The 11,553-nt window shown below is 65.7% G+C and carries 12 protein-coding genes; 4 read left to right on the top strand and 8 right to left on the bottom strand.

What is annotated here, in order from left to right:
• Positions 1-230: 230 nt before the first annotated feature.
• Positions 231-848 carry a recombinase family protein gene (locus S2M10_RS08600; RefSeq protein WP_168845728.1) on the top strand — a complete coding sequence of 206 codons (618 nt, stop codon included), beginning with the start codon at positions 231-233 and terminating at the stop codon, positions 846-848.
• A gap of 8 nt (positions 849-856) precedes the next feature.
• A complete protein-coding gene (locus S2M10_RS08595) occupies positions 857-3,862 on the top strand; it encodes a Tn3 family transposase (protein ID WP_168845727.1) in 3,006 nt (1,001 codons plus the stop codon).
• Positions 3,863-3,895: 33 nt separating this feature from the next.
• Here S2M10_RS08595 and S2M10_RS08590 read toward each other — a convergent pair whose 3' ends face one another.
• Complete coding sequence (locus S2M10_RS08590; RefSeq protein ID WP_247650714.1) at positions 3,896-5,647, bottom strand: M13-type metalloendopeptidase; 1,752 nt, start codon at positions 5,645-5,647, stop codon at positions 3,896-3,898.
• A gap of 143 nt (positions 5,648-5,790) precedes the next feature.
• Between S2M10_RS08590 and S2M10_RS08585 the strand changes: the two genes are divergently transcribed.
• On the top strand, positions 5,791-6,180 hold the full coding sequence (locus tag S2M10_RS08585; RefSeq protein ID WP_168845726.1) for a nuclear transport factor 2 family protein: 390 nt from the start codon (positions 5,791-5,793) through the stop codon (positions 6,178-6,180).
• Between the two features lie 91 nt (positions 6,181-6,271).
• Positions 6,272-6,433: a hypothetical protein gene (locus S2M10_RS08580; RefSeq protein ID WP_168845725.1), complete on the top strand. Its 162-nt coding sequence runs from the start codon at positions 6,272-6,274 to the stop codon at positions 6,431-6,433.
• 179 nt (positions 6,434-6,612) lie between these two features.
• Here the strand turns inward: S2M10_RS08580 and S2M10_RS08575 are convergent, their stop codons facing one another.
• From S2M10_RS08575 to S2M10_RS08540, 7 genes are all read right to left on the bottom strand, one after another.
• Positions 6,613-6,942, bottom strand: coding sequence for a hypothetical protein (locus tag S2M10_RS08575; RefSeq protein ID WP_113667993.1), 330 nt, complete (start codon positions 6,940-6,942; stop codon positions 6,613-6,615).
• Positions 6,943-7,114: 172 nt separating this feature from the next.
• On the bottom strand, positions 7,115-7,411 hold the full coding sequence (locus S2M10_RS23095; RefSeq protein ID WP_247650713.1) for a hypothetical protein: 297 nt from the start codon (positions 7,409-7,411) through the stop codon (positions 7,115-7,117).
• A gap of 88 nt (positions 7,412-7,499) precedes the next feature.
• On the bottom strand, positions 7,500-7,775 hold the full coding sequence (locus S2M10_RS08565) for a type II toxin-antitoxin system Phd/YefM family antitoxin (RefSeq protein ID WP_113667995.1): 276 nt from the start codon (positions 7,773-7,775) through the stop codon (positions 7,500-7,502).
• 128 nt (positions 7,776-7,903) lie between these two features.
• Complete coding sequence (locus tag S2M10_RS08560; protein ID WP_113667996.1) at positions 7,904-8,455, bottom strand: hypothetical protein; 552 nt, start codon at positions 8,453-8,455, stop codon at positions 7,904-7,906.
• A complete protein-coding gene (locus S2M10_RS08555) occupies positions 8,452-8,634 on the bottom strand; it encodes a hypothetical protein (RefSeq protein WP_247650712.1) in 183 nt (60 codons plus the stop codon). The genes S2M10_RS08560 and S2M10_RS08555 overlap by 4 nt, the downstream gene beginning before the upstream one ends.
• Positions 8,635-9,261: 627 nt before the next feature.
• Positions 9,262-9,519 (bottom strand): hypothetical protein, encoded by a 258-nt coding sequence (locus S2M10_RS08545; protein WP_113668021.1) that lies wholly within the window; start codon positions 9,517-9,519, stop codon positions 9,262-9,264.
• Positions 9,520-9,582: 63 nt separating this feature from the next.
• Positions 9,583-11,262: an ATP-binding protein gene (locus tag S2M10_RS08540; RefSeq protein WP_113668020.1), complete on the bottom strand. Its 1,680-nt coding sequence runs from the start codon at positions 11,260-11,262 to the stop codon at positions 9,583-9,585.
• Between the last annotated feature and the right edge of the window lie 291 nt (positions 11,263-11,553).

The raw sequence follows: 11,553 nt of genomic DNA, 5'->3' as shown, positions 1-11,553 counted from the left end.
GACCCTCAACCGCGTCGAGGAGGTCACCGCTGACATCGTTCAGGCCGCGCGCGATTGCCTCGTCATCGGACCCGGCAACTGACAAATAGCGCGATCAGAACGCCGCCATTTAGCGCGAGCGTTTACAAGCGAGCCGCTTAAGGCTCATAATTTCATATCTACCCGTCCAGAAACCTGTGGCCGATAAACCTCTTCATCGATAGATTGATGGAACAGGGAGACGGATGTCGATGCTGATCGGGTACATGCGAGTGTCGACGGGCGAACAGAACCTCGACCTTCAGCGCGATGCGCTGGATCGTGCCGGATGCGAGCGCGTCTTCGACGACGTGTGTTCGGGTCGGGCGACCGAACGGGCCGGGCTCGAGAAGGCCATCGATATCATGCGTGACGGCGACACCCTCGTCGTCTGGAAGCTTGATCGGATCGGTCGGTCACTGCCCCACGTCGTCGGGTTGGTCGGCGATTTGCAGAAGCGCGGCGTCGGCCTGAAGGTGCTGACTGGCGATATCGATACGACGACCGTTACGGGGAGGCTGGTATTCGGCATCTTCGCGACCCTTGCCGAGTTCGAGCGCGACCTGATCCATGAGCGCACGATGGCCGGGCTCGCCGCGGCCAGGGCGCGTGGGCGGTCGGGCGGACGGCCACGGATCATGACGAAGCAGAAGCTGAAGGCGGCAATGGCGATGATGGCAGACCGCGACAACGCCGCGCGCGATGTCGCTGTCCAGCTCGGCATGTCGGTATCGACGCTCTACGCCTATGTCGATGCAGAGGGTCGGCCGCGGGAGCGCGCCAGCGAACTGCTGGGCAAGCGTGGGGCACGGTCCAAGGTAGCGGCATAGCCTGAGCAATGCCGGTCGGCTTTCTCTCGGACGACCAGGCCCTGCGCTATGGTCGCTTCGTCGGCGAGCCGACATCGGAACAGCTCGCGCGTCACTTCCATCTCGACGACGCGGACCAAGCATTCATCGGCGCGCATCGCGGCGATCACAACCGGCTCGGCGTGGCGGTACAGCTTGGCTCATTGCGGTTGCTCGGCACCTTTCTCGAAGATCCGGCACTGACACCGGCATCGGTCACACGATTCGTCGGCAGCCAGTTGGCGATCGACGGAACGGCCGAACTGATGGCGCGATATTGCGCAACCAAGGGGCGATGGCGGCACGGTCCGCGCATCCGCGACCATTATGGCTACCGGGTCCTGTCCGATCCCGGCGCCGCGTTTCGACTGCATCGTTTCATATATGCCCTGTGCTGGACGGGCACCGATCGCCCTTCGATGCTGTTTGACGCAGCAGTGATATGGCTGCTTGAATCCAAGGTGATGCTGCCGGGTCTGTCCGTCCTCGAGCGCGATATCGCACGGGTCCGCACGCGGGTCGCCGCGCACGTCCATCGCCGTCTGGTCGCCAAGCTGACGCCAGAGCAACGCACCCGACTCGATACGCTCGTCGCGGTTACCGGCGACGGACGGCAAAGTCCGTTGGATCGCTTACGTGACGGGCCATACCTGCAAAGCGGCCCCGAGATCAGCCGAGCCGTCGACCGACTGACCGAGATCCGCGAGTTCACCATAGGCCTGCCCGAACTTGACCGCGTGCCACCCAGTAAGGCGGCTGCCCTCGCACGATTTGCCAGCGCCGCGAGAGCGCAGGCCGTGGCCCGGCTTCCCGACGATCGGCGCGCGGCCACGTTGGTCGCCTTCATCCGCACCCTCGAAGCGTCGGCCAGCGACGACGTCATCGACCTGTTCGATGCCGTGTCGACCAGAATGTTTTCCAACGCACGCATCAACGCCAAAGAGGCGCGGATACGATCACTGCGCGATCTTGACGCCGCATCACTCCGGCTTCGTGATGTCGGTGCCGTGCTGCTCGATGATAGTATCAGCGACACGGAGGTGCGGGCGGCCGTGTTCGCGCTGGTAGACCGGGCCGCACTGACCGACGCGGTTGCCCAAGTGAACCTGCTCGCCCGGCCTACCGACGAAAGCTACTTCGTCGAGCTGCGTCAGCAGACGGGCACAATGCGCTATCTGCCGAAAATGCTTGCAGGGCTGGATCTCGCAGCGGCGCCCGCGGGGCAATCGTTGCTGGACGCGGTCGATCACCTGCGAAGAGTTCACCGTGGCGAAAAGCGCCGCGGACCGGTGCCAACCGCGTTCGTCCCCAAAGCTTGGGGCCGTCAGTTGAAAAACGAGGACGGCACGTTCGATCTGACCGGATACCGGCTTTGCACGCTCGACCGGCTACGCCGCGCCATCCGTCGCCGCGATGTCTTTCCCGTCCGCTCGCTTCGCTATGCCGATCCCCGCAAGGGCCTGCTGGCCGGCGCCGCGTGGGAGGCGGCACGACCGTCCGTGTGCCGCACGGTCGGTGTGGCGGTCGCCGGCGACGAGGAAATCGCCAAACTGTCCGCGCGCCTCGATCTCGCCTACCGTCAGACAGCCGCGCGTGTGCCGGATAACGATGCCGTGACCATTACCAGTACGGCGAGCGGTGCAGACCTGTCGATCGAGCCGCTCGACAAGATCGACGAGCCCCTGAGCCTCACCGATCTTCACACGGCGATCGATGCACGGCTGCCGCAACTGGACCTCCCCGAACTGATCCTGGAAATGCATGCGCGAACCGGGTTCGGGGCAGCGTTTACCCATGCCAGCGAAGGCAACGCCCGCGCCGGTGACATCGCGACCACGATCTGCGCTGTGCTCGTCGCAGAGGCGACCAACACCGGGTTCGAGCCGCTTCTACGCCCCGAGGTGCCCGCGCTGCGCCGGTCCCGGCTGAGCTGGGTGAAGCAGAACTTCATGCGCGCCGAGACGCTGACCGCCGCCAATGCGCTGCTGGTCGAGGCGCACAACAGAATACCCCTGACCCGAGCCTGGGGTGGTGGTGAAGTAGCGTCGGCCGATGGACTGCGGTTTACCGTGCCGGTTCGCACGATCCACGCCGGCCCGAACCCGCGGTATTTCGGGCGTGAGCGCGGCGTCACCTGGTATAATCTGGTCTCCGACCGCTTTTCCGGGCTGAATGCCGTGACGGTCCCCGGCACACTGCGCGACAGTCTTCATCTGCTGGCGGTTGTGCTCGATCAGGAAACCGAATTGCGGCCGACCGAGATCATGACCGACACGGCCGGCTATACCGACACGATATTCGGGATATTCCATCTGCTCGGGCTCCAGTTCTCGCCGCGTATCGCTGATATCGCCGGGGCAAGATTCTGGCGTGTTGATGGCAATGCGGATTATGGCGTGCTGGACGATCTTGCGGCAAATAGGATCAACATCAAGCTGATCGTCGAGCACTGGGACGACCTCCTTCGCCTTGCCGGATCGTTGAAGCTCGGCGTCGTGAGGGCAGCCGGCCTTACCCGTGTCCTTCAGACGAACGATCGCCCGACCAGGCTGGCACGTGCGCTTCAGGAACTCGGCCGTCTCATCAAGTCGCTCTATATGCTACGGTTCATTGACGACGAAACCTACCGGCGTCGCATTCTCGTCCAGCTCAACCGCGGCGAGAGCCGCCATCAGCTTGCCCGCACGATCTTCCACGGCAAGCGCGGCGAATTGCGCCAGCGTTATCGCGTTGGCCAAGAGGACCAGCTTGGCGCGCTCGGGCTAGTCGTCAATCTGATCGTGCTCTGGAATACGATCTACATCGACGCCGCGCTCAACCAGCTTCGCGCTGGAGGCCACATGATACTGGACGAAGACGTAGCGCGCCTTTCGCCGCTCGGCTTCCGGCACATCAACATGCTCGGGCGCTATGCCTTCACCATTCCCGAAATGGTGGCGCGCGGCGAGCTTCGACCGCTCCGCGATCCCGGCGCCACGGGCATCGATGACGCGTGAGGTCGCCCCTTATGTAGGTTTTCTGTTCCGTTGCTACTCAACCCCCTTGATATGCATGCCCGGCAGGCCCTCGAAGGTGTAGGCCTCATACTGGGCGCCCAGTCGCACCGCCTGCGCTTCGAACTTGGTCGCGTCCTCGGCGGTCCACCAGTCGCGAAGCACGCCGTTGCCGTCGGACTTGCGGCCCTGGTCGTCGAAGCCGTGACTGATCTCGTGCCCGATGACGCCGCCGATGCCGCCGTAATTGATCGCGTCGTCCGCCTTGGGATCGAAGAAGGGCGGCTGCAGGATCGCCGCCGGGAACACGATCTCGTTCTTTACCGAGTTGTAGTACGCATTCACCGTCTGGGGCGTCATCCCCCACTCGGCCTTGTCGACCGGGCCGCCCAGCCGGTTGCGGCGATAGTCCCATTCAAACTTGCCGGCACGCTCGGCATTGCCGACGAGATCGCCGGGACGCACCTCCAGCTTCGAATAGTCGCGCCACTTGGTCGGATACCCGACCTTGACCGTGAAGCCCTGGAGCTTGGCCAGCGCTTGCTCCTTCGTCGCCGGGCTCATCCAGGCGAGGTTCCGGATACGGCCCGCGAGTGCGACGCGGAGGTTACCGACCAGCACGTCCATCTTCGCCTTGCTTTCGGGCGGGAAATAAAGCGCGACATAGTCACGGCCGACACCTTCGCCGATCGCGCGCTCGGTGAACGAGACCGCACGCTTCCAGCGCTCGCGTTCCTTGGGCTGGCCGTTCAGGAAGCGGGAGCGGAAATCGAACTGCGCGTCGGAGAAGCGCTTGGAGAGAAGCGGCGCGATGTCGTCGGTGATGCGGAAGGCCTGCCACGCCTTGAGCGTCTCCAGGTCGGTATCGGCGAAGACCTGCGCGATCTTCGGCACCGCGCTGTTTTGCGCGACGATGACGCGGCTTGCCTTGCTCAGGCCCGCGGCCTGCCAGAACGGATCCCAGGCAAAGCCCGGCGCCTGCGCCTTCAGCTCGGCGACCGTCACCGGATTGTAGGTCTTGTCGCGGTCCCGGCTCTGCGCGCGGGTCCAGTGGGCATCGGCGATGCGCGTCTCCATCGCCACCACCTTGTCCGCGGCGGCCGCTGCGTCCGGCCAGCCCGCCATGCCGAGCATCTGCGCGACATATTGGCGATAGCGCGCCACCTGCGGCGCGAATTTGGGATCGAGATACAGATCGCGATCGCCGAGGCCCAGACCCGACTGGCGCAGATACAGCGCATAGGTGTCCGGCTGCTTGGCATCGTCGCTCACGCCGACACCGAAGAAGCTGGCGCCGAACCCGCCCGTCGACGCGCCCATCTGCTGCGCCAGCGCCGCCTTGGTGGTCGCGGCCTTCACCGGCTGGAGCCGCTGCAGCAGCGGCTGCGCATCGAGCTTCTCGATCGCCGCCTCGTCCATGAAGCCGCGATAGAGCGTCGCTGCCTTGCGGCGATCGGGATTGGCGGCGTCGGTCGGGCTATAGCCTTCGATCAGGCTGCGCAGCCGCATCTCGGACAGGTCGCGGAGCACCGCGAAGGCGCCGAACGACGAACGATCGTCCGGGATCTTGGTGCGATCTGTCCAGGCACCGTTGACGAAGCGGTACCAGTCGTCGCCCGGCTTCACGCTGCGATCCATGCCGGCGATGTCGAAGCCCCAGCTGCCATAGCGGGTCGCCGCCGCGCTCGGCGCGGCGGGCGCGGATTGTTGCGGCTTGCGGCTGAGCGCAGGCGCGGCAAGCGCCGCGATCGACAGGGTAGAGGCCAGGAGGACGTGCTTCAGCGCCAAGGAAAGTCTCCATTTCAGGCAGTTAGCCATGAGGTAGCGCTAGTCTACACGGCGTGCGCCATCTGGCAATCCGCCGCAGAAAATCAGCGGCTCGTCGTCGGACGGGACTTGCCGCTTCGGTGCGTTGGGCTAGATCGCGATGGATGCAGCCTTCCCCCGAATTGGCAATCCGCATGGCGCGGGCCGCGTTCAACCGCGCCCTTGCGGCCGGCGACCTCGCCGCCATCGGTCCTTTGCTGGCCCCAGACGTCGTGCTCGTCGCCGGCACCGACAGCGCCGTGATCCACGGTCGCAAGGCGCAGTTGCTGGCATGGAAGCGCGAATTCGCGGCCAAAGCCCGCAACATCTACAGCCGCATCCCGGAGACGGTGATCGTGTCCCCGGTCGCGCCGATCGCATTCGAACATGGCCGGTGGGAAGGCGTTTCAGCCGAAGCCGCAACGGTGGAGGCAAGCGGGCACTACACCGCCAAGTGGCGCCAGATAGACGCCACTTGGCAGCTCGAGGCCGAGCTATACCTGACCCTGGACTGACCCGACGGCGCGGAACGAAGCCAGGCGGCATCGGTTGACCTCGCTGATTCCGCCTGCTGCGGGGCGCCCGGCGCGCCCTGGGAGATGCGCCATGCCGACATCCCGATTCTTCTTTGAACGCCGCGCCCAGGAAGAGCGCGCCCGCGCCGCTGCCTGCGGCAACCCGGTGCTCGCCGCGGGCTTCCGCAAGCGAGCGGACGCGTTCCAGCGCCGCGCCAATGCGCAAGCCGAGGATGCGATCCTGATGCAGTGACCGTTCGACACGTGTCGGCTGCCGTCGCGTTGTATGTGCGCTCAAGCCTTGCATGCGCTAAGCGGCGGCCAAGGCACGACGTGTCCTGTTTACATAAGATATATTATCAGACCGGACCCGTAACGACCCACAAGGCGTTCGCTGCGGTTCGGAACGTAGCAGTATGTCAGGCTGATGGATCACGCCGGTTGCCCGGTCTTGGGGAGAAAGCGCGGCAGTTGGGTTACCGCAGCGCCAAGGCCGGCGAAAAGGAGGCTTCCGAGCAGGTTCTCTCGGAACCGGTCCTGGGACAGGCTCGGGATCAACCAGCCCTCGGCCTCGCCGACCAGGCCGACGACATAGATGCACGTCGCAGCGAGCGACATGGCTATCATGAAGCGGCCTGCCCTTTGAAAGTTCGGCTTGGTTCGCAGTGAATCCAGCATTGTCCAGAGCAGATAAATCGATGCCAACATGATGAGGGAGCCGGCAGCAACCTCCATCTGATCGATCGCGACGAACTCACCCATGGGTCCGGAACCGAGCATCACATTCCTCCTGTGCGACTTATCGCGGTCGCGTCGCCATCAGCGACGGTCGATCGGATCCACCTTGCGTCGGCATTCTCGCGGGCAGAAGCTGTGTCAGCTGGTGGGGCAGTCCTTGATCGCACGCACCCGTCACAACGTCTCTCCCTTGTGTCTATTCTGAGCGCATGACGGGACGAATGCCAGCAGCCACCGCTTTGGCGCGGACCGTCTCCCAGAGGCGTTGCGGCACCCGTCCGAGGTAAGGCGTGCCGTGATGGCCGGTTCTGACGTCCGGGCCGACCCACGAGAACTCGTTAAGGTCGTTCCAGATGATGCGCGCGCGATCGTCGAGCTTCAGGTGCGCCTTGACCCCCGGCGGGATCTCGACTGCGGCCTTGGGGTCATAGTCGCGGGTCGTCAGGGGCGCGGTGATGACGCGGAGACGCCCCCGATACCCGTAGGTCGCCATGACCAGGCAGGGCCGGACCTTGCGGCCGGCTTCCAGACCGCGGGCATGCTCTGCCCTCCACAGGTACTCGTAGAGGATGACGTCGGTGTTATGCGGCGTCGTCCATGAGGTGGTTGAGCTCGTAGGCTTCAGCGGGGGCCTCGGCGGTCTTGAGGGCGTGGTAGGCTTCATCGCTCAGCTCCATGGGAGTGAGGGCGACATGGTCCAGGCGGGCAAGCCGCTCATACTCCGACGCCGGCATCATCACGACGCGAGCAGCGCCGTTGCGCTCGACCGCGATGGGATGGGTCATTGCCTCGTCGTAATAGAAGCCGAACCGCTTGGAGACGTCCGTCGATCTCACCTTCTCGATTGCTAGGGTCATGGTTCCCTCATCTCCTTCCGTCGCGCTCAACCCTTCCGGCCTCGGTGAAGAGGCTGGCGAGCCTAGAGGCTCCTTTATGATGGCCGCCCAAACCTACATGGGAATCCTGACATTCCGTATAATGCCGCTCAGTCCGGATTACCAGCGACATGGTTCATTCGTCGCGCTCGTTCTTGTCGGAGCCGCTTGACGACACAGAGATCGGCATGGCTCTGGATCAGTCGATCGAGCGCCGCATCAGGCACGAGAGCCGGATCGAAGCGGGCGCCCTTCGTCCGAGGGGCTGTGCGACCCAGCGCCAACAGCCGGCGCCGGTTCCTGACCTCCACCAACAACTCTCCCCTCTCTGCTTTCGTGAAGGCGCGATCGAGGCCGTAGAGCCAACCTGCGCGCGCCTCGATCAGCATCTGCTCGACGCGTTCGAGGTCGTCGTCGTGCCGGCACGCGCGGACGCGCGGCGCCGTGAGCTGGCGGGCGGTCTCGCGCGATCGGCGGTAATGGTCGCTGCTCGGCTCCTCGATCGCGAACAGGCGGTGCATGAGGCGGACCCAGGCACCCATGCTCTCCCAGGCGAACGGCTTGGGCGCCGACCGAGCCACGGGCCGATAGGCACGATCGGGCCGGAGGGTCTTGGCGGGCTGTTTCTCGCCGCAGAACAGGTCGGGCTGGCGCCAGCTCATCGGACCGGCTCCAGGTCGCGCAGCTCGACGAACTCGATCTTGGCGGTGCGCTCGCCGCCCACGGGGTCGAAGAAGACATAGCAATGGTCCTCGAAGCCGCGACACAGCCGCCAGACGACGCCGGTGCGTCCGAGGAAGCGGTGGATGCCGTAGGCGGGATCGACGGCAATCGCAGGCACCAAGCGGGCAGCTCGCGGACCTCGCCTGGCGTCATGCCGATACAAAACCAGCAGCTCGACTTGGGCGGCACAGGCAGACCGGCAGCCTCGATCCGGCGGGTGCAGGCGTCGCGGTCCCACCCCCAGCGGCGCAGCGGGTAGTCGTAATCGTAGAGCGGATCGGCGATCGCCGCGGCGTGGTTCGCGCGCAACGTGTCGCGAACGCCGGCGTCGAAGCCGATCAGGCGCGTGACCTTCTGGCCCCGGCCCCAGGCCGCAATCGCCGGCGCCCAGGTGCGCAGGAAGGCGTCCTGCGGTGCCTTCTTGTATTTCAGGCTGCAGCTCGACCCGCCCATGCTCTTGCTCGGCAATGTGGCGTTCGTCAGCGCCATCTCGAGCAGCGAGTAATAGGGCGGCCAGTGTTTGAACCGCTTGGGCTGGTAGCGGACCAACTCGTGCGCGATGCCGCGTTCGTCCATCCACGGCCGGATGACGTCTAGATAGGCGTAGGTCGCGGGCTTCTCGACGCCGGTGTCCGCAGTCAGGACAAGGTCCGGCCGCTGGCCACGGGCGTCCAGCTCCACCAGCAGCGCGGTGCTGTCGACGCCGACCCCGTAGGCGAGGACGACGGGCGCCGGGGGCAGCATGCTACGCGGCCTCGGCGAGAGTCGGCAGGCTGGCGAGGTGTTGCCAGCAGGCGTCGAGCGCGTCGTCGAGCGTCGGCTGATCGCCCAGGCGGATGAAGCAGGCGCGACCGCCGCGGATCATCAGCGCGTTCGGCTCCCATACCGGTTCGGCCAAGCCTTCGGGCCAGTCGTGGAAACCATGGGGGTAAGCCGTGATCTTGTACGGCCCCCAAAGCTGCGGGTGGAGGCGCGTATGGCGCGCCACATAACGGACGGGCATGACGATGATCCTCGCGGGAGAGGCCGTGCTGGCGGCGTGAGCGGCGCCAGTCGGCGGAAGCGGTCAGGCGGGCTCGGAGGCGCGCGGCGTCACGACGATCGCGACTTTCTCGCGCGTGAGGGTGACGGCGACCGTGCGATCGTCGGGGACGATCCAGACGTGGTTCTGCAGGAGCATGCGAAGCTGCGCCTCGATCGCCGCGTCGCCGCCCTCGATCAGCCGGACCGATCGTTCCCGGGCCGTGGCCCGGAAGCGGGCGAGCTGGGTCTCGTAGCTGTCGTCGCCACTGTCGCTGCTCGGATTGAACACCGCGTGCTCGAGCAGGCTCGAAAGGTCGGCCGAGGTCGTGTTGCTGCCCCGGCGGATGAAGATGCCGACCTCGTCGACGTCGTCGCAATAGGACGGGTCGGGCGCGAAGGCGATGTCGGCAGGAAGGGCCAGCTGCGAGACCTGACCATCGTGCGTCACGCTCATCAGGAGCGAGATGCCGTCGACCAGGCCGCTCGTCATCCCCTCGGGTGCGTCTTCAATGTCCGTCACCTCGAAGCTGTCCGAACCGGCTTCGATCCGAAAACGGACATCGGTGACGCATGCGAGCGCGTCGTACCAGGTGTAACCGGCGAAGCGCGGCTCGGCCTCGACTAGCGGGGCAGCGGCGAAGGCCGGTGCGCCGGCGAGCGCCCGCTGCATCGGCTGGGCGACGATCGCCGCCTGGTCGGGCACAAGAATCATGGCATCGCCCCGAACATGGTCCTGGCCCTGCCAGCTGTTGCGATAGTCCGCGCAGGGCGCGGTCCAGCGATTGAGGTAGGGCTCCGCCTCGGCGAGCTCGATGCCGAGCGCCTGCGCTTCGCCCCACTCCTTGTAGCTGAGGCGGTGACCTCCGGCCCTGGCAATCGCGCGGAAGATTGCGGCCTTGGCCACCGTCCGCAGGGCGGCCAGCGCGTCGTTCTCGACCGGCTCCTTGCGGGCCGGCAGCACGAGCTGAATCTTGGGAGCATCGATGATGTCGACGCGGACGCCCCACTTGCGGCCTCGGTCGACCTCGCCGACCGTCGGCATGGTGGTCGCGACCGTCACGCCGTGGAAGTTGATGCGGACCTCCTTCGCCAGCGGCCAATCGGCGGCATGGCTGTCGAAGACGCCGATGCGGCAACCCTGCCAGTCCTCGACATGGACGGCGCCGGCGAGCCAAGACCGCCGCGGCAGTTCCTCGCCGTCGAGGTAGACCGGCAGCGGGTAGAAGAGTGCGACCTTCTCAAGGGTGGCACGCAGCGTCGGCATCCACGCCTCGGGCATGGTCATCGAGATCGCCGTGCCGCGATCGATGGGATCGGCCTCGATCGCGATCGGGCGGCTTGTGGCCCAGGCGCCAGCCGGGATGTGCGCGCACCAGCCCTGATGCTCGGGGCGCGACCAGGACCGCACGATCACGTCACGCCCGGCGAGGCTGAACACGCCCATGCCGGCGGGATCCTCGCGTTCGCGCGTGTCGTCCGACCAGCCGGAGCGGCCGAGCGTGACGATGGTGGTCGGGTCGGCGATGCCGTGTCCGTCATCGGTGACGGTCAGGAGCCGATCGCCGGGTTGCCCGATCAGCGTCACATAGACGGCACCGGCGTCGGCTCGGCGCGCGTTCTGGAGCAACTCGTTCAAGATGTCGTGGGCCGACCCGTTGAACAGGCGCGTGACCTTGGTGATGGTCTCGGGCGCGACGGCGGTCTCGATAGTGGCGGGGAGCATGGCGGTTTCCTGGTGCCGCGCAGGACCAACCCTCGCAGCCACCTTTCCCCTCCCCCTCCCTCTTTGCGGTCCGGGCTGACGGCGAGCAGCATCGGGTGCTGTTAAGGGTCAGCTCTAAAGCGAGCGCTCCGCCGGAAAACCGGTGAAGCTGTACGCGCGAAAACGGCCGCACAATTGTATGAACGCCTCGACCAACTCCAATAAGCTATCGCGTGCGGCCGCCGCTTCCGAGTAGCCGAGCAAAGCTTCCGCCTGAGATCTTCCTCAAACTGAGAGCATCTTCAAGTAGAA

The sequence above is a fragment of the Sphingomonas sp. S2M10 genome, from assembly GCF_012650175.1.
Taxonomy (GTDB): Bacteria; Pseudomonadota; Alphaproteobacteria; order Sphingomonadales; family Sphingomonadaceae; genus Sphingomonas.
Note: the sequence above shows the minus strand (reverse complement) of the source record. Positions and strands in the feature narration are given on the sequence as shown.

What these genes read in the sequence shown, in the direction of transcription:
- S2M10_RS08545 (WP_113668021.1), bottom strand. Translation starts at nt 9,519, where the DNA reads ATGCCCGTCCGTTATGTGGCGCGCCATACGCGCCTCCACCCGCAGCTT.
- S2M10_RS23095 (WP_247650713.1), bottom strand. Translation starts at nt 7,411, where the DNA reads ATGGCGACCTACGGGTATCGGGGGCGTCTCCGCGTCATCACCGCGCCC.
- S2M10_RS08560 (WP_113667996.1), bottom strand. Translation starts at nt 8,455, where the DNA reads ATGAGCTGGCGCCAGCCCGACCTGTTCTGCGGCGAGAAACAGCCCGCC.
- S2M10_RS08580 (WP_168845725.1), top strand. Translation starts at nt 6,272, where the DNA reads ATGCCGACATCCCGATTCTTCTTTGAACGCCGCGCCCAGGAAGAGCGC.
- S2M10_RS08540 (WP_113668020.1), bottom strand. Translation starts at nt 11,262, where the DNA reads ATGCTCCCCGCCACTATCGAGACCGCCGTCGCGCCCGAGACCATCACC.
- S2M10_RS08600 (WP_168845728.1), top strand. Translation starts at nt 231, where the DNA reads ATGCTGATCGGGTACATGCGAGTGTCGACGGGCGAACAGAACCTCGAC.
- S2M10_RS08565 (WP_113667995.1), bottom strand. Translation starts at nt 7,775, where the DNA reads ATGACCCTAGCAATCGAGAAGGTGAGATCGACGGACGTCTCCAAGCGG.
- S2M10_RS08575 (WP_113667993.1), bottom strand. Translation starts at nt 6,942, where the DNA reads ATGGGTGAGTTCGTCGCGATCGATCAGATGGAGGTTGCTGCCGGCTCC.
- S2M10_RS08595 (WP_168845727.1), top strand. Translation starts at nt 857, where the DNA reads ATGCCGGTCGGCTTTCTCTCGGACGACCAGGCCCTGCGCTATGGTCGC.
- S2M10_RS08585 (WP_168845726.1), top strand. Translation starts at nt 5,791, where the DNA reads ATGCAGCCTTCCCCCGAATTGGCAATCCGCATGGCGCGGGCCGCGTTC.